We start from the raw sequence: 16,117 nt of genomic DNA, 5'->3' as shown, positions 1-16,117 counted from the left end.
GGCCTCTGGGGCCGGCGGTGAAACTCGGCATCAAGGACGCCGCACTGCTGGCCATCCTCGCACTGGAGGGTGCCCAACCGCGTGACCGCGTGGCAGCCTTGCTGTGGCCCGGCGCAGCATCGGTTCAGGCGGCCAGTCTCAACCTGCGGCAGCGGATCTTCCGTCTGCGCCAGGCCACCGGGCACCCGCTCGTTCAAGCGGGTGCGGTCCTGTGCCTGCTGCCCGATGGTCTCGAATGCGACCTCTGGGCCACCGGGTGGGAGGCCCGGCAAACCTGGCCCGAGGGCGAACTCCTGGCCGACGCTGCTCTGCCAGCCGCGCATGAACCCCTGGCGGATTGGCTGACCCAGGCACGCGCCCATGTGGCGCAGGTCTGGCAGGACAGCCTGTGGCAAGCCGCCCGCCGCGCCGAGGCGGTCGGCCACCACGAATCGACTGTGCGCCTGTGTCGGCAATGGCTGCGTCACCACCCCTGTTCAGAGGAGCAATGGCGCCGGCTGGTCACCGCCCACTACCTGGCCGGCGACCTGGATACCGCGGCGCAGGCAGCACAGGAAGCTCAGCAGGCACTGGTTGAAGAGATGGGCATGGCGCCCGGCCCGGAAACGGTCGAACTGATTCACACCGTGCTCTACGCCCGGCGGGAGCGCCAGCACACGGCACAGGAGCCGACGCGGCCGTGCCCGGTCTGCCCTGGCCACAAGACCACCACCCCGAAGGAGACAGGCGACGCGGACTGGTTCTCCGGCCAGTTGCAGGCCCTCAGCCCACAGGCCATGCTACTGGCGCGGGCCTTGGCGCTGATGGATGCGCACGCACCGCTGGCCGCGACCGTTCCGACCGCGGCGCGACTGCTCAACGTCAGTGCACTGGAACTGGCCGCCCCCTGGCAGGAGCTGGAAGCGGCGGGCCTGCTTCAGCCGCCACCCCAGAGGGGAGCACGCATTGCGGGTACCGCCCTGTGCTCCCACTTGCTGGCCGGCATCCCGACGACGCTCGTGGATCACCTGCGCGGTCAACTGGCGTGACGCGCCGGGAGCGTCGCCGTGGCCTGGGACAGACTCAGCAGTTCTGTCTCAGAAACCCGAACAGCCGCGCGTCCCCGCAGAAGGCCACGTTGAAGCGCATCCAGGCGCAGGGCCCGGGTTCGGCGCAGAACAGGTGGCCCGGGCCGAGCATGATGTCGTGCTCGGCGGCGCGGTGCGAGACCTCGGCCGCGTCCGGGATGGCCGGGTGGCGGGCCCAGAGGAACATGCCGGCCTTGGGCTCGGTGAAGAGTTCGAAACCCAACGCGGCCAGCTGGCCGGCGGCGCGCTCGTGTGCGTCGGCCAGGCGCTCGCGCAGTCCCTTGAGGTGCTTGCGCCAGCGGCCTTCGGTGAGCGCACCGTAGACCAGCCGCTCGTTGAACTCCGAGGAAGTGAGACCCGAGATCATCTTCAGCTGCGCCAGGTCCTCGACCAGATCCGGGTGGGCGATCAGGAAGCCCACGCGCAGGTTGGGCGAAACGGTCTTGGAGTAGCTGCCGATGTACACCACGCGGCTGAGCTGGTCCAGGCTGGCCAGCGAGGCGCGCGGATAGGGGTCGAGATCGACGTAGATGTCGTTCTCGACCAGCGTCAGGTCGTGCTTCTCGGCCAGTTGCAGCACGCGGTGCAGGTGGGCGAGCTGGGCAATCGAGCCGGTGGGGCTCTGAAGGCGCGGCTGGGTGAAGAACAGGCGCGGCTGGTGCTCGACGATCAGGCGCTCCAGCGCCGGCAGGTCCCAGCCCTGCGGGGTGCGCGGCACGCCGATCAGGCGGGCGCCGGCAAAGCGCAGCGAGAACAGCAGGTTGGCGTAGCCGGGGTCGTCCACCAGCACCGCATCGCCGGGGCGCACCAGCCGGCGCACCGCCAGGTCCAGCGCCTGGCTGGAGCCCTGGGTCAGCAGCACCTGGTCGGGCGAAATCGCGATCTCCTGCTCGGCCATCGTGTCGCGGATCAGCTCGCGCAGCGGCGGGAAGCCCTTGGGGTCACCGTAGCCGCCCAGGTCGGCGTTGTCCGCCGCCAGGGCACGCAGGCTGCGGCGCACGCCGTCCTCGAACAGCCAGTCGTGCGGCAGCCAGCCGCAGCCGGCCTTCATCGCCAGGTGGCGGTTCTCGAAGATCTTGCGCACGTACCACGCCGAGTCGAAGCTGTAGCCAGCCGCCCCCGGCGCGCCCCCGACGGCCCCCGGCGCGCTGCTGCGCTTGCGCACGAAGAAGCCCGAATGCGGCCGCGACACCAGGTAGCCCTGGGCCACCAGCCGGTCGTAGGCCTCCACCACGGTGAACACGCTGACCTCGTGGGCGTGGGCGAACTGGCGGATCGACGGCACCTTGGTGCCGGCCCGCAGCGCGCCGTCGTCGATGAGCTTGCGCAGGCCATCGACGATCTGCGTGACCAGGGGAACCGGGGACTGGGGCTGGAGGGTGAACATCAAGGGCGGAAGGGGGAACGGGCGATCCTGTACCGGGGCATGCACCTGCACAGTGCGTTCAGGGCGCCGCCGCGTCTGTACATGGTAGCCGGCGGCCCCGGCCCCTACAGTGCAGCAGCATCGGCGCACCCTGTCTCGTGGGCGATCCCGCCCGCGGCCGGTGCGACCTCACACCCCCCTTTTCCGCTTCCTTGCGCCAGGAGAACCACGATGCAACGCGAACCCCATGCCACCAACGCCGCCCTGATGGCCCGCCGGCGCGCTGCGCTGCCCAACGGCCTGGGCCAGGCGCTCGAGATCTTTGTCGACCGCGCCGAGAACGCCGAGGTCTGGGACGTCGAGGGACAGCGCTACATCGACTTTGCCGGCGGCATCGCGGTGCTCAACACCGGCCACCGCAACGCCACGGTGATGGCCGCCGTGCAGGCGCAGCTCGATCGCGTCACGCACACCTGCTTCCAGGTGCTGGCCTACGAGCCCTACGTGGAACTGGCCGAGCGCCTGAACACGATGGCGCCGGGCAACTTTGCCAAGAAGAGTTTCATGATGACCACCGGCGCCGAGGCGGTGGAGAACGCCATCAAGGTGGCGCGCGCCTACACCAAGCGCTCGGCGGTGATCGCCTTCGGCGGCGGCTTCCACGGCCGCACCATGATGGGCATGGCGCTGACCGGCAAGGTCGCACCGTACAAGGTCGGCTTCGGCCCCTTCCCGGCCGAGGTCTTCCACGCCAAGTTCCCCTGCGCGCTGCACGGCGTGAGCACGGAGGACTCGCTGGCCTCGATCGAGGCGCTGTTCAAGTACGACGTCGAGCCCTCGCGCGTGGCCGCGATCATCCTGGAGCCGGTGCAGGGTGAAGGCGGTTTCTACGCCGCGCCGATCGACTTCGTGAAGGCCCTGCGCGCCCTGTGCGACCAGCACGGCATCCTGCTGATCGCCGACGAGGTGCAGACCGGCGCCGGGCGTACCGGCACCTGGCTGGCCTGCGAGCGCTGGTGGGCCGAGGCCGGCGTGGCGCCGGACGTGATCACGATGGCCAAGTCGCTGGCTGGCGGCTTCCCGCTGTCGGCCATCATCGGCCGCGCCGAGGTGATGGATGCCGCCGCCCCGGGCGGACTGGGCGGTACCTACGCCGGCAGCCCGATCGCCTGCGCCGCCGCGCTGGGCGTGATCCAGGCCTTCGAGCAGGACGGCCTGCTCGCGCGCAGCAATGCGGTGGGCGAGCGCCTGACCGCGGGCCTGCGCCAGATCGCCGCACGCCACCCCGGCATCGGCGACGTGCGCGGCCTGGGCGCGATGGTGGCCATCGAGCTGTTCAAGGACGGTGACCTGACCCGCCCGGACCCGGAGCGCACCCGCGCCGTGGTGGCCGAAGCGGCCAAGCGCGGGCTGGTCCTGCTGTCCTGTGGCGTCTACGCCAACGTGATCCGCGTGCTGGTGCCGCTGACCGCCAGCGACGCGCTGCTCGACGAGGGCCTGGGCCTGCTCGGCGCGGCGCTGGACGCCACGGCCTGATCGGTGCCACCGCCGCGCTCAGGCGGCCCCGGCGACCCCGGCCGAATGCCAGAGCGCGGCAAAGAAGTGGCAGACGCTGCCCCCGAGCACGAACAGGTGCCACACGAAGTGGCCGTAGCGCACCCGGCCGTCGAAGAGGAACACCACCGCGCCCGCGGTGTAGCTCAGGCCCCCCGCGAGCAGCCACAGCAGCCCGGCGCCGGACAGCCGCTCCATCAGCGGCACGACCGCCACCAGGGCGACCCAGCCCATCGCAACGTACAGGCCGGTGGACCACAGCGGGTGCCGCAGCCGGTTGAACAGCTTGGCCGCCACGCCCAGTGCCGCAGCGCCCCAAAGCACGCCGAACAGCGACCAGCCCCATGCGCCCCGCAGCGCGCCGAAGAGGAAGGGCATGTAGCTGCCGGCGATGAAGAGGTAGATCGCCGCGTGGTCCATGCGGTTCAGCCAGGCCTTTGCCCGACCGGCGGGCAGCGCGTGGTAGACCATCGAGACGAGGTACAGCACGATCGCCGTGCCGGCAAACAGGCTGGCGGCCACCACGTCGGCGGCACCGCCGCGCGTCAGGGCTGAATGCACCAGGATGGGCAGCGCCGCGATCGCGAGCAGCGCCCCCAGGCCGTGGCTGACGGCATTCGCGACCTCTTCGCCCAGGGTCTGCGAGCGGGACACGGTGGCAATGGCAGAACGGTTCATGGCCGCATGCTAGCGCCCTACTGTGAACCCAAGGGTTTCGGGCCGGCCAGAGGAGCGGTCGAACGCACCGGCAGAGCGCGCCCGCCCCTATCATCCGGTGGTCGCGTTCACGAGCGTTCCATGAGTGACATCCTCATCCGCCGCACCCACGGCATGACCCAGGCCAAGGCCCGCAAGGCGGCCGAGCAGATTGCCGACGAGCTCGCCGCCGAGTTCGACATGCGCCATGCCTGGGAAGGCAGCACGCTCAATTTCTCCCGCACCGGCGTGCACGGCTGCATCGTGGTGGGAGCCAAGGAGGTGGAGGTGCGCGCCAAGCTCGGCTTCCTGCTCGCCTTCCTGCGGCCGAAGATCGAGCAGGAGATCCACCGCTTCTGCGACGAGAAATTTGTTCCCCCCCGAAGCGGCTGACGCCGCTCCCCCCAGGGGGCACCACCAGTGGCCCGGCAAAGCCGGTTCCACGGTGGTTGCTTGCTGAATGTCCTGATCGGGGCGTCAGTCTTTCAGGGAGTCGACCAGGTCGATGTACTGCTGCATCGCGTCGTCCTGGCCGGTGCCCTGCAGGCCCGCCCAGGCGTCGTACTTGGCGCGCTCGACAAACTCCGCGAAGCCCGGGCGCTTGCCCTGCACGTCGCCCTCGCTGCCCTGCTTGTAGAGCGAATACAGCTTGAGCAGCGTCGCGTTGTCGGGGCGCTCAGACAATTTCTTGGAATCGGCTGCGGCAGTTTCGAACTGGGTCTTGAGATCGCTCATGATGGCTCCTGTGAAGTTGATGCACCGTTGAACTTTCAGCCAGCGTGGCCAGCAAGGTCACCCACAGGAGACACCCCATGCCCGCACGGGAACGCATGTCGCCGGTCGATACCGCCTGGTTGCGCATGGACCGCCCATCCAACCTGATGATGATTGTCGGGGTGATGTACCTGCCCGGCCCTGTGGATGCATCAAGGTTGCGTGCGACGGTGGAACGCCGGCTGGTACAGCGCTTCCGGCGCTTCCGCCAGAAAACAGTGTCCGACTGGACCGGCTGGTGGTGGCAGGACGACCCCGAGTTCGACCTCGACCGCCACCTCGTCTGGCGCGCCCTGCCCGAGCCGGCCGGCCAGCGCGAGCTGCAGCGCCTGGTCAGCGACCTGGCCACCGAGCCCCTGCACCCCGACCGGCCGCTGTGGCGCTACGACATCATCGACCACTGCAACGGCGGCGCCGCCATCGTCTCGCGCATCCACCACTGCATCGCCGACGGCATCGCGCTGGTCGGCGTGATGCTCTCGCTCACCGACCTTGACCCCGACGCCCCGGCCGACGAACCGCTGGAAGCCGACGAGCGGCCCGCGCATCGGCCCGCCCACAACCTGCACGCCGACCCCTGGAGCGCCCTGCTCGACCCGCTGACCCAGGCCACCACCGCCGCGCTCGGCATGGGTGGGCGCTTCTGGCAGGAGTACCTGAAGATCGCCAACCAGCCCGAGCGCCTGCTGGGCTACGGCAAGCACGGCGTCGGCTTCGCCACCGAACTGGGCAAGCTGCTGGCCATGCCGGCGGACAGCCCCACCCGCTACAAGGGCAAGACGGGCAGCCACAAGCGCGTTGCCTGGTGCGACCCGATCCCGCTCGACGAGGTGAAGGCCGTCGCCAAGGCGTTGGGCTGCTCGGTCAACGACGTGCTGCTCAACGCCGTCGCCGGCGCCCTGCGTAGCTACCTGGAGGCCCAGGGCGACCCGCTCGAGAACGTCGAACTGCGCGCGCTGGTGCCCGTCAACCTGCGCGGCGGCCAGCCCAGCGACGATCTGGGCAACCGCTTCGGCCTCGTCACCCTGCTGCTGCCGCTGCACGAGGGCAACCCCTTCAAGCGCCTGAAGCTGGTGCGCCAGCGCATGCTGGACATGCGCGGCTCCTACCAGCCGCCGCTGACGATGCTGCTGCTGGGCCTCTCCGGACTGGTGCCCAAGTTCATGCAGGACCAGTTGCTCGACGTGCTCGCCAACAAGGCCAGCGCGGTGATGACCAACGTGCCCGGCCCTCAGCAGCCGCTGTACCTGGCCGGCCGCCGCATCGAGCAGATCATGTTCTGGGTGCCGCAGTCGGGCGACATCGGCATCGGCGTGTCCATCCTCAGCTACAACCAGACGGTGCAGTTCGGCCTCATCGCCGACCGGCGCTTCATTCCCGACCCCGAAAACGTCACCCCGCTGTTCCAGGCCGAATTCGAGAAGATCGTCACCGGCGCCCTGCTTCACCACTGGGTGGAGCCACTGGATGCGCAGGCCTTCGAGGAGGCGATCGAGGTGGAGCTGGGGATACGCCCGCCTGTAGCAACCCCTGCTGAACCGGTAACTACTGCCCCTGCGGCTCGCAAGGCGCCGCGCAAGCGCGCCGCGGCGAAACGCACGGCCGATTCCACCACCGAACCGTCTACGCCCCCCGCGGCACCTGATCCGACACCAGAGGCGAGGATCCCGAAACGATTTCGGGGGTTGTAGAACGACGCTTCAATCGCACCGGGCCAATGCACGTGAGCACATCATTCAGGACACATCCGAATCAGACATCGCTACTGTTGATGGGCGTGCTGTCAAGCCTTCTGGTCAGTTGCGCTGATGTCAAGCTCAACCCATACAGACTACCTTACACAGAAGAGAACACCTTGCGCCCCGCCACCGTCCGCGGCTGCCATCTTCCGGAAGGTGCCGCTCCGCCATTCCTCGAATTTGGCAGTATTCCGCTCTACCCCATCAGCTCCAGTCGAAAAGGCGAAGAGTCAACCATCGCATTGAACTACACCGTCAACACCCATGGAGAAGTCAGCCTCAACACAGGGCTCGACGATCCTCAAGACTACTTCTTCAGTCACGCTGCGGTCGCCATCCAGGACTGGAAAATGCGACCGGCCAAGCTCAATGGCACCCCCATCACCGTGCAATGCAGGACCATGTTCTACTACAGGATGGAAAAAGACTTCTGAAACTCGCTTACGTAACTATTCATGGTCCAGCCTTGCTGGGCATGATGATCGAGTCAAAATGGTTTCGAGCCGGCCAGCTGCGCCGAGCAGCCATGTGAAACTCCCTTTGTCGAGACATTCACGCTCGGCCGTATCTGAGTCGGGGCGAACGACACATGCCGCTCGCCCACCGGTCCATCACAGCAGATTCATCCGCTTCGCCTGATCCCGCAGTACGCTGCGGAAGTCCGGGTGCGCAATCCCGATCAGCGCCTCGGCGCGCTGGCGGGCGGTTTTTCCGCGCAACTGGGCGACGCCGAATTCCGTGACCACGTAGTTGATGTCGTTCTTGCTCGTGCTCACATGCGCACCCGGCGTCAGCGTGGGCACGATGCGGGAAACTGTGTTTTCCCGCGCCGTGGACGGCAGCACGATGAAGGCCTTGCCGCCCTCGGAGCGGTTGGCGGCACGGACGAAATCAGATTGGCCGCCGGTGCCAGACACCGGTGTCCAGCCGAGGGTTTCCGAGCCGCACTGGCCGGCCAGGTCGATCTGCATCGTGGCGTTGATGGCGATCAGGTTGTGGTTCTGCCCAGCCAGCCACGGGTCGTTGGTGATGTCCGACGGATGCAGTTCCACCGCCGGGTTGCGGTGCATGAAATCGTAGAGTTTGCGCGAGCCCAGGGCAAAGGTGGCCAGCACCTTGCCGCGGTTGACGTTCTTGACCCGGTTGGTGACCGCACCGGATTCGATCAACGTCAGGATGCCGTCGCCCAGCATCTCGGTGTGGATGCCCAGGTCATGCTTGTGGGTGAGTTGCATCACCACCGCGTCAGGAATGCCGCCATAACCGATCTGCAGCGTGGAACCGTCGGGAATCATGTCGGCCACATACTTGCCAATGGCCTCCTGCACGGCACCGATTTTCGGCAAACCCACCTCGGCCACCGGCGCTTCGTTTTCCACCAGCGCGGTGACCTGCGAAAGGTGCACCAGGCAATGGCCGTTGGTGAAAGGCACATTGGGGTTGACTTCCAGCACCACGATTCGTGCCTTGGAAATGGCCGCCATCGTGTAGTCGGCCGCCAGCCCGAGGGAGAAATAGCCGTGCCCGTCCATCGGCGAGGCAGAGGCAAACACCACATCCGCCGGCTTCAGCCCACGGCGGATCAACTCCGGCATCTCGGAGAAATTGGAGGCGGAATAATCGATCCAGCCCGCTTGGCCGCCGCCGCGCGTGGCCGGGCCGAAGAAATAGGCCACGTGGCGCACGTGCTCGGCGGTTGCCGGGTCGAAGTAGCCATACCGGCCGATCGGCAGGATCTGCGACACCTTCACGTCGCGGAACTCGCGCCGGTGCTCGGACAGGGCCGCGAGCAGTCGGGGCGGCTCGGCCGCCGCCGTGGGCACGACGACGGTGTCACCATCACGGATCAGGCGGATGGCCTCTTCCGCCTGGGTCAGTTTGCTCTTGTAGGAGGGCTGGAAGTTCATTGGTCAGACTCGCTGCGGGACGATGACGGCGCGCGCGTGAACGCTGGCGAACACATACGCAATCCCACGAGTCTGTACCGAGATGACAATCAGTAATATCCCGTAGAAGACAATTTTCCCGGCGGCGAACGCCCGGCTTGAGCTGCCTCAGTCCGATGGCAGACACTGTGGCAGGCAGGTCACACCCAGCCAGCAGCTTCAATCCTCCAGCTCGGCCCGGGCCATCTCCACGTCGAGCTTCTCCATCGCATCCATCGGTTCTGCGGCAGCGGCCTGCTCGTAGAGTTTCACGGCCGCGGCCATGCGGCTCTTGCCATGCATCATCACCAGCGCATTGGCGTATTCGACGGCGTAGATGGCCGAATCGGGCGCGAGTTCGAGCGCCCGCTTGAAATGCCTCTCGGCGGCGTCCTTGCTGGCCCCGTAGGTGAGCTTGCCGACCATGCCGCCCACCTTGTCGATCACCTCGGCGTGGTAGGCGCCCAGCGCGCAGTGCGAATCGGCATGCTGCTCGTCGAGTTTGAGCGCGGTTTCCAGCGCCGCCTTGATGCGCCCGCCCAGGCCCTGGGCCAGCGCCTTGACCACCGAGATGCCCTGGCTGTAGCGGCCCAGCGCATAGGCCTCGATGTACCAGGCGTTGGCGTTGCCGGGCTGGGCCCTTTGCAGCTCGGAGCAGCGCGCGGCAATCTCCTGGAAGCGCGCCAGCTTGGCCGCCTCGTCGGTTTCCAGGTAATTGGCCTGGATCATGGCGGCCTTGTTGGCCGCATTCCAGCCGTCCGGCCCGGCGGCCAGGCCCATGTCGTAGGCCGCGCGAAAATCCCCGGCGTGGTAGAGCCGCCAAGCCTCCAGCACCGCGTCGGCCTTGGGAAAGGCCTCCCGGTCGCCGCGGTGCAGGCGCGGCCAGTTCTTCTTCAAGGCCGCAGCGGTATAGGCGTAGGGCTTGGCAGGATGCGGGAACGGTTGCCAGGCCGCGGCGGCGGGCGCCGCTGGCGTGGTCTTGCGGGTGGCCATGGTCGGTCTCCTTTGGTCCGTTGGTATTTCTCTGCGGGTGACTGGTCTGCGGGACAGACGGAGCGGGTTTCGCGGGCTGAGGGGTCAAGCGTCCAGATAACCCCGGGCGAGGCGCTCAAACAGGGCGCGCGAGCGGCCCTGCAGGAAAGGGGCGGCCAGCGACATCACGTGGAAGGCGCCACGCGCCAGCGCGTCGCTGTCGATGGCCTTGCGCGGCTCACGGATGAATTCGAAGGAAAGCCAGTAGGTGGCCACCAGCGCCATGTTGTTGGCCAGGCTGTGCAGCTGCGCGGGCGTGGCATCCATGTCACCGGTGCCGACCAGGCCCTCGCAGATGAGTTTCGCGGTCTTGACCTTGTGCGCGACGATGCGCTGGAAATGGGTTTCCAGCAGGCGGTTGCGCGACAGCAGTTCGTTCAGGTCCCGGTACAGGAAACGGTAGTTCCAGATGCCCTCGAAAACCAGGTGCAGGAACAGCCAGATGTCCTCCACGTCCGGCACGCGGGATTCGGGCGCGGCCAGGGTGGCCTCGATCTGGCGCTCGAAATCCGCGAACAGCGATTCGATGATGTCGTCCTTGCTGCGGAAGTGGTAATACAGGTTGCCGGGGCTGATCTCCAGCTCGTCGGCGATCAGCTGGGTGGTGACGTTCGGTTCACCGAAGACGTTGAACAGCTGCAGCGAGGTTTCCAGGATGCGTTCGCGGGTGCGCCGCCGGGGTTTGGGCTCGTGCCGGGGTGAACGCTTGGACGAGCGTTGCGGGGCGGGGCGGTCGGCGGGGCTCATCCGATCATGGTGGCAGCCCGATCGCCGCGGATCAAGCTGGGGAACGCGCAGACGGCTGCGTCTGTCGGCCCGACTTGATCCGGTTCAAGGCCCGGTCGAGTTCGTCCAGGGCGTCCGACAGGCTCAATGCGCTGTGCCCCATCGGGCCGGCGCGGCGGCGCTTGAGCTGGCCGAGCTGGCGTTTGAGGGTGCGGTCCGGCTCGGTCAGCACGTCGCGGCGGATGCGCACGCCGTGGCGCGCCAGCTTCGGCGCCAGTTCGTCGTAGCGGCGCAGCAGTTCTTCGCGGGTGCGGTGGTAGGCATGCTCGGACAGCCACTGGCGGCCGGCGTAGCTGAACATGTTGCTGAAGAACATGTCGTCGTCATCCGGACGGGGCTCGAAGAGCAGCACGTCCGCCCCTTTGAACTCGTGCTCGTACTTGGTGATACCCACCTGCATGCGCGAGTGGATGATGGCGCGGAAGGTCTGCGCCAGCACCACTGGCAGGCCGCCGTTGACGAGCTGGCGCTCGTGGTGGTGGCCCAGCTCGGCCGCGCGCTGGGCGTTGTAGGGCACCAGCGGGTTGACGCAGATGACCAGCCGCGCGCCCTCCTTCAGCGCCACCGAGGCGTGCATGGTCTTCTTGAGCGCACCGTCCACATACCAGCGCCCGTCGATGTGCACCGGCGGATACAGCCCGGGCAGCGCCGCGCTGGCCTGCACCGCGGTGGAGATCGGCACGTGGTCGTGGCCGGGTGCGCCGAAGGCGACCGCATCGCCGGTGTCCAGGTCGGTGGCGACCAGGAAGAGGCGGTGCTTCAGGTCGCGGAAGTCGTTGCTGCGCCCCGCATGGGTGAACAGGCGCTGCATCATCTCGCCGATGCCGCGGTTGTCGAACACACCCGCGGGCAGCACCCGGCCCAGCCGCTCGAAGGAGGCCAGCAGGTCCTTGTGCAGCGGGTCGGACAGGTACTCGCGTGCCGAGTCCCAGAGCAGCCCGGGCAGGCGCGCCAGGCGGGCGGCGTACTCGCCCAGCGCCGGGCGCAGCAGCATGGCCGGGTCGAAGGGCACCTCGGCCGAGTCGCTGTCGATGAACATGCGGCACATCGCCGCGGGCGTCATGCCGTTGGCCAGGCCTGCGGCGATCAGGGCGCCCGCGCTGACGCCAACGTAGACGTCCAGCTCGTTGAAGTCCAGCCCCTCCAGAGCCTCGGACAGCGCGACCAGCGTGCCGATCTCGTAGATCGCGCCCAGCGGGCCACCGCCTGCGAGTGCCAGGCCAACACGTTCCCTGGGCTGCTTCGACGCCATGCGATGGCTCCTGTGTTCAGTGGGCCGGACGGTGAACCGGGCGATCGCCCGGGACCGCGGGACCGCGGGATTGCGGGACCGCGCGATTGCGGGATTGCAGTAGGCCAGACGGAAACGCCCGCAGGCACGACTCACCGTGCGCTGCGGGCGACAGCGTTATCGAGTCACCCCCGTCAGGTCGGGGGACCTGATAGTGCCACTTGGCAACATTCAGGCAACGCCATCCGCGGCGGCTTCGGCAGCGGGCGCAGCCTTCACCTTCTTGGCGGCCGCGCGAGCCCGCTTGACCGCCACCGGCTTGGCTTCGGCCACCACCTCGACGACCGCCGCCGCGACCTTGGCCGGCCGGCGAGCAGCCGCCTTCGGTGCGCCGCCGTTGAGCTTCTCGACCTCGGTGGTCAGTTCACCCACGCGCTTGGCAAGCGCATCAATGTCCGCCTTGGTTGGCACGCCCAGGCTGTTGAGCGCCTTGGAAACGCGGTTCTCGAATACCGCTTCCAGCTTGTCCCAGGTGCCGGTGGCCTTGGTGGCCATTTCCTGCACCTTGTCTTCGGCCATCTTGCGGGTGTTGGCCTGGATGGACTCGCCCTCGCGCACCAGCGCGTCGAACACCTTGTTGCCCTCCTGCTGGGCCTTGGCGTAGGCACCCAAACCGGCCAACCAGATCTGCTGGGCCGATTCACGGATGGTCGTGGCGAGTTGGTTGTCGGTGGCGAGTTTCTTGAGCTTCTTGGCCATGGTGGACTCCTTCAGTGATTGCGGTGATTGAACGGAACCGGAACCGCCGGATCCACCCGTTTGGCCGGGTGGGCGCAACGCCTGGTGGCGTATCCGTTGTGTTACCGATCTCCCATGCGTCAAACTGTAGCGACGACGACTAGAGCAAACACACTAAACGCCGCGGGAGCTGACCGCAGCGGCCCGGGCCGGGTGCGGCAGACCTTAACTTCGCCCCATGCCGGTCACCCAGCAAAGGCGGGCCGGCTTTCCCTGCGCAAGACCACCACCACCGACCGAGGAGATTCTTTCGATGATCTATTTCGTCACCGGAGCCAGCGGCTTCATCGGCAAACGCCTCGTCGCCCGGCTGCTGGAGCGCCCGGACGCCACGGTGTATTTCCTCACCCGCGACAAGAGCGCCGACAAGCTCGCCCCGCTGTACGAGTTCTGGGGAATGAACCCAGGAGGCGACAAGACGCGCGCGATCCCCGTGCTGGGCGACCTGCGCGAGCCGCTGCTGGGCCTGTCCAAGACCGACCAGCGCAAGCTCAAGGGCAAGGTGGACCACTTCTTCCACCTCGCGGCGGTCTACGACCTGGGCGCCGATGCCGAAACCCAGATGGCCGTGAACGTGGAGGGCACGCGCCACACGGTGGCCCTGGCCGAGGCGCTGCAGGTGGGCTGCTTCCACCATGTCAGCTCGATCGCCGCGGCCGGGCTCTACGAGGGCGTGTTCCGCGAGGACATGTTCGACGAGGCCGAGAACCTCGACCACCCCTACTTCAGCACCAAGCACGACTCGGAGAAGATCGTGCGCACCGAACTGGCGCGCCCCTGGCGCGTCTACCGCCCGGGCGTCGTGGTGGGTGACTCGCGCACCGGCGAGATGGACAAGATCGACGGGCCCTACTACTTCTTCAAGCTGATCCAGAAGCTGCGCCGGCTGCTGCCGCCGTGGATGCCCACCATCGGCATCGAGGGCGGGCGCATCAACATCGTGCCGGTGGACTACGTGGTTGCGGCGATGGACCACATCGCGCACAAGCCGGGCCTGGACGAGGGCTGCTTCCACCTGGTCGATCCGCACCCGCGCCGGGTGGGCGACGTGCTGAACATCTTCGCCCGCGCCGCGCACGCGCCGGACATGGCGATGCGCGTCAATGCGGCGCTGCTGGGCTTCATCCCACGCAGCATCAAGAAGAGCCTGATGGCGCTGACGCCGGTGCGCCGCGTGCGCAAGGCCGTCATGAAAGACCTGGGGCTGCCCGACGACATCCTGAACTTCGTCAACTACCCCACCCGCTTCGACAGCCGCGATGCCGAGCGGGCGTTGGCCGGCAGCGGCATCAAGGTGCCCGCGCTGGAGGACTACGCCTGGAAGCTGTGGGACTACTGGGAGCGCCGGCTCGACCCCGACCTCTTCATCGACCGCACGCTGCGCGGGCGCGTCGAGGGCAAGGTGGTGCTGATCACCGGCGGCTCCTCGGGCATCGGCAAGGCGGCGGCCTTCAAGATCGCCCACGCGGGCGCCATCACGCTGATCGTCGCGCGCGACCGGGCCAAGCTCGACGAGACGGTGGCCGAGGCCGCCGCTCAGGGCCTGACGCTGATCCCCTACTCCGCCGACATCGGCGAGGAGGCCTCCTGCGCCGAGCTGCTGGCGCGCATCACCGAGGCGCATGGCGGCGTGGACGTGCTGGTCAACAACGCCGGCCGCTCGATCCGCCGCGGCATCGAGAACAGCTTCGACCGCTTCCACGACTACGAGCGCACGATGCAGGTGAACTACTTCGGTTCGCTGCGCCTGACGATGGGGCTGCTGCCGGGCATGATCGCGCGCCGCACCGGCCACGTGATCAACATCTCCTCGATCGGCGTGCTGACCAACGCACCGCGCTTTTCGGCCTACGTGGCCTCCAAGGCGGCGCTGGACGCCTTCACGCGCTGCGCGGCCTCGGAGTTCGTCGACCGCGGCATCGAGTTCACCACCATCAACATGCCGCTGGTGAAGACACCGATGATCGCGCCCACCCGGCTCTACGACCAGGTGCCGACGCTGACGCCGGATGAGGCCGCCGACCTGATCGTCGACGCCATCATCCACCGGCCGGCGCGCATCGCCACCCGCCTGGGCGTGTTCGGCCAGGTGATCCACGCGGTGGCCCCGCGGGTGGCGCAGATCATCATGAACACCAGCTACCGCATGTTCCCGGATTCGTCAGCCTCCCTCGGCAAGGGCGACGGCAAACCGGTGACCCCCACGGCCGACCAGGTGGCCTTCAGCCAGTTCATGAAGGGGATCCACTTCTAAGGCGGGCAAGGCTGCCCGTGGGGTCGTAGACAGCCAACTGCGTCGCAGGCCTGCCCGAACTGCCGTAGATCACCAGATTGCGGCCGCCCGGGCGCGCCTGGGAAGGGAAGACGATGCCATCCCACCCGGCGGCCACAACGTCATCGGCCATGTACCAGGTGGGTGGCTCGATGGCGTCGCCGAACCACAGAGCACGCCAGTCCGAAGCAAAGTCGCTCCACAGCGCAGGCCAGCGCCCGGGGTCGAAGCGGGCACTCAGGTCCGCCACCCGCAGGCCCCGCACAAGGAAGGTACATATGATGCCCGCTGGCAGCCAAGGGTTGTCCTGGCGGTATTCGGCCAGGGCGGTGGACTCGTCCAGTGACAGGTACAGCGCCTCCTGGCCCGGCCGGTTGAACCGCCCGCCCTGCCTCGCCGCACCCATGCCGGACAGGGGCGTGCCCGCGTAGGCGGGGGAAATGACACGCCAGCAGGCCATGGGCTCCGCTTGCCCGAGCAACGCCTCGATCATCCCGCGGCACCGCCGGCCAACGACTGCAGGTAGGCGATGAGCGCCTCGGTGCGCCCCTCCTGTACAAGCGCATCGGCGGTCTTGTAGCCGAAGGCGCGAAGGGGCTCATTGCGCAGCAGAAAGGCGGCGCGTTCGGCATCGCCGGTCATCTCCGTCGCGGCGGCGAGCACACGCAGCATGTCCTGCAGGTACTTTTGCAGTTGCGGCGCCTGCGGGCGTGCAGTGGGTGTGTTGCGGTGCACATGCGCCCGCTCAGCCAGTTCCTGGACGCGAAAACCAAAGAAGTCCCCCACCCTCGTCGGGGACAGGTAGGGTGTGTCGGGCTCGCGGAACCGCTCGACAAGGGGTTGTTTCAGGACGGCAGACATGGCGACCCTATTGATG

The 16,117-nt window shown here is 67.7% G+C and carries 16 protein-coding genes; 6 read left to right on the top strand and 10 right to left on the bottom strand.

The window, feature by feature from the left end; translation table 11 throughout:
• Positions 1-17: 17 nt before the first annotated feature.
• The gene (locus NGK70_RS12630) at positions 18-1,028 is read left to right on the top strand and encodes an AfsR/SARP family transcriptional regulator (protein ID WP_251973548.1); all 1,011 of its coding nucleotides are present in this window, start codon (positions 18-20) and stop codon (positions 1,026-1,028) included.
• A gap of 34 nt (positions 1,029-1,062) precedes the next feature.
• Here NGK70_RS12630 and NGK70_RS12625 read toward each other — a convergent pair whose 3' ends face one another.
• A complete protein-coding gene (locus tag NGK70_RS12625) occupies positions 1,063-2,454 on the bottom strand; it encodes an aminotransferase-like domain-containing protein (protein ID WP_251973547.1) in 1,392 nt (463 codons plus the stop codon).
• A 210-nt stretch (positions 2,455-2,664) separates the two neighbouring features.
• On the opposite strand from NGK70_RS12625, the gene gabT reads away from it, so the two are divergent.
• Positions 2,665-3,969: a 4-aminobutyrate--2-oxoglutarate transaminase gene (gene gabT / locus NGK70_RS12620; protein WP_251973546.1), complete on the top strand. Its 1,305-nt coding sequence runs from the start codon at positions 2,665-2,667 to the stop codon at positions 3,967-3,969.
• Between the two features lie 18 nt (positions 3,970-3,987).
• Here the strand turns inward: gabT and trhA are convergent, their stop codons facing one another.
• On the bottom strand, positions 3,988-4,665 hold the full coding sequence (gene trhA, locus NGK70_RS12615; protein ID WP_251973545.1) for a PAQR family membrane homeostasis protein TrhA: 678 nt from the start codon (positions 4,663-4,665) through the stop codon (positions 3,988-3,990).
• Positions 4,666-4,785: 120 nt separating this feature from the next.
• On the opposite strand from trhA, the gene NGK70_RS12610 reads away from it, so the two are divergent.
• On the top strand, positions 4,786-5,076 hold the full coding sequence (locus tag NGK70_RS12610; RefSeq protein WP_251973544.1) for a polyhydroxyalkanoic acid system family protein: 291 nt from the start codon (positions 4,786-4,788) through the stop codon (positions 5,074-5,076).
• A gap of 84 nt (positions 5,077-5,160) precedes the next feature.
• Here the strand turns inward: NGK70_RS12610 and NGK70_RS12605 are convergent, their stop codons facing one another.
• Positions 5,161-5,418, bottom strand: a complete 258-nt coding sequence (locus tag NGK70_RS12605; RefSeq protein WP_251973543.1) for an acyl-CoA-binding protein — start codon at positions 5,416-5,418, stop codon at positions 5,161-5,163.
• Positions 5,419-5,495: 77 nt separating this feature from the next.
• On the opposite strand from NGK70_RS12605, the gene NGK70_RS12600 reads away from it, so the two are divergent.
• Both NGK70_RS12600 and NGK70_RS12595 read left to right on the top strand, forming a co-directional pair.
• Positions 5,496-7,148 (top strand): WS/DGAT/MGAT family O-acyltransferase, encoded by a 1,653-nt coding sequence (locus tag NGK70_RS12600; protein ID WP_251973542.1) that lies wholly within the window; start codon positions 5,496-5,498, stop codon positions 7,146-7,148.
• A 164-nt stretch (positions 7,149-7,312) separates the two neighbouring features.
• The gene (locus NGK70_RS12595; RefSeq protein ID WP_251973541.1) at positions 7,313-7,630 is read left to right on the top strand and encodes an energy transducer TonB; all 318 of its coding nucleotides are present in this window, start codon (positions 7,313-7,315) and stop codon (positions 7,628-7,630) included.
• Between the two features lie 177 nt (positions 7,631-7,807).
• Here NGK70_RS12595 and NGK70_RS12590 read toward each other — a convergent pair whose 3' ends face one another.
• From NGK70_RS12590 to NGK70_RS12570, 5 genes are all read right to left on the bottom strand, one after another.
• On the bottom strand, positions 7,808-9,103 hold the full coding sequence (locus NGK70_RS12590) for an acetyl-CoA hydrolase/transferase family protein (protein WP_251973540.1): 1,296 nt from the start codon (positions 9,101-9,103) through the stop codon (positions 7,808-7,810).
• 198 nt (positions 9,104-9,301) lie between these two features.
• Entirely contained in the window at positions 9,302-10,114 is an 813-nt protein-coding gene (locus tag NGK70_RS12585) for a tetratricopeptide repeat protein (protein WP_251973539.1), read from the bottom strand.
• A gap of 84 nt (positions 10,115-10,198) precedes the next feature.
• Positions 10,199-10,900, bottom strand: coding sequence for a TetR/AcrR family transcriptional regulator (locus NGK70_RS12580; protein ID WP_251973538.1), 702 nt, complete (start codon positions 10,898-10,900; stop codon positions 10,199-10,201).
• Positions 10,901-10,931: 31 nt separating this feature from the next.
• Entirely contained in the window at positions 10,932-12,191 is a 1,260-nt protein-coding gene (locus tag NGK70_RS12575; RefSeq protein WP_251973537.1) for a patatin-like phospholipase family protein, read from the bottom strand.
• 210 nt (positions 12,192-12,401) lie between these two features.
• Positions 12,402-12,929, bottom strand: a complete 528-nt coding sequence (locus NGK70_RS12570) for a phasin family protein (protein WP_251973536.1) — start codon at positions 12,927-12,929, stop codon at positions 12,402-12,404.
• A gap of 292 nt (positions 12,930-13,221) precedes the next feature.
• On the opposite strand from NGK70_RS12570, the gene NGK70_RS12565 reads away from it, so the two are divergent.
• The gene (locus NGK70_RS12565; protein ID WP_251973535.1) at positions 13,222-15,222 is read left to right on the top strand and encodes an SDR family oxidoreductase; all 2,001 of its coding nucleotides are present in this window, start codon (positions 13,222-13,224) and stop codon (positions 15,220-15,222) included.
• Here the strand turns inward: NGK70_RS12565 and NGK70_RS12560 are convergent.
• A complete protein-coding gene (locus tag NGK70_RS12560) occupies positions 15,200-15,700 on the bottom strand; it encodes an RES family NAD+ phosphorylase (protein WP_251973534.1) in 501 nt (166 codons plus the stop codon). The genes NGK70_RS12565 and NGK70_RS12560 overlap by 23 nt on opposite strands.
• A gap of 29 nt (positions 15,701-15,729) precedes the next feature.
• Entirely contained in the window at positions 15,730-16,101 is a 372-nt protein-coding gene (locus NGK70_RS12555) for an antitoxin Xre/MbcA/ParS toxin-binding domain-containing protein (RefSeq protein WP_251973533.1), read from the bottom strand.
• Between the last annotated feature and the right edge of the window lie 16 nt (positions 16,102-16,117).

Source organism: Sphaerotilus microaerophilus, assembly GCF_023734135.1.
Classification (GTDB): domain Bacteria; phylum Pseudomonadota; class Gammaproteobacteria; order Burkholderiales; family Burkholderiaceae_C; genus Sphaerotilus; species Sphaerotilus microaerophilus.
The sequence above is the reverse complement of the archived record's forward strand: the minus strand, read 5'-3'. Positions and strand labels throughout refer to the sequence as shown.

Coding starts and splice junctions, on each gene's coding strand:
- NGK70_RS12625 (WP_251973547.1), bottom strand. CDS start 2,454: ATGTTCACCCTCCAGCCCCAGTCCCCGGTTCCCCTGGTCACGCAGATC.
- gabT (WP_251973546.1), top strand. CDS start 2,665: ATGCAACGCGAACCCCATGCCACCAACGCCGCCCTGATGGCCCGCCGG.
- trhA (WP_251973545.1), bottom strand. CDS start 4,665: ATGAACCGTTCTGCCATTGCCACCGTGTCCCGCTCGCAGACCCTGGGC.
- NGK70_RS12610 (WP_251973544.1), top strand. CDS start 4,786: ATGAGTGACATCCTCATCCGCCGCACCCACGGCATGACCCAGGCCAAG.
- NGK70_RS12605 (WP_251973543.1), bottom strand. CDS start 5,418: ATGAGCGATCTCAAGACCCAGTTCGAAACTGCCGCAGCCGATTCCAAG.
- NGK70_RS12600 (WP_251973542.1), top strand. CDS start 5,496: ATGCCCGCACGGGAACGCATGTCGCCGGTCGATACCGCCTGGTTGCGC.
- NGK70_RS12590 (WP_251973540.1), bottom strand. CDS start 9,103: ATGAACTTCCAGCCCTCCTACAAGAGCAAACTGACCCAGGCGGAAGAG.
- NGK70_RS12585 (WP_251973539.1), bottom strand. CDS start 10,114: ATGGCCACCCGCAAGACCACGCCAGCGGCGCCCGCCGCCGCGGCCTGG.
- NGK70_RS12580 (WP_251973538.1), bottom strand. CDS start 10,900: ATGAGCCCCGCCGACCGCCCCGCCCCGCAACGCTCGTCCAAGCGTTCA.
- NGK70_RS12575 (WP_251973537.1), bottom strand. CDS start 12,191: ATGGCGTCGAAGCAGCCCAGGGAACGTGTTGGCCTGGCACTCGCAGGC.
- NGK70_RS12570 (WP_251973536.1), bottom strand. CDS start 12,929: ATGGCCAAGAAGCTCAAGAAACTCGCCACCGACAACCAACTCGCCACG.
- NGK70_RS12565 (WP_251973535.1), top strand. CDS start 13,222: ATGATCTATTTCGTCACCGGAGCCAGCGGCTTCATCGGCAAACGCCTC.
- NGK70_RS12560 (WP_251973534.1), bottom strand. CDS start 15,700: ATGGCCTGCTGGCGTGTCATTTCCCCCGCCTACGCGGGCACGCCCCTG.
- NGK70_RS12555 (WP_251973533.1), bottom strand. CDS start 16,101: ATGTCTGCCGTCCTGAAACAACCCCTTGTCGAGCGGTTCCGCGAGCCC.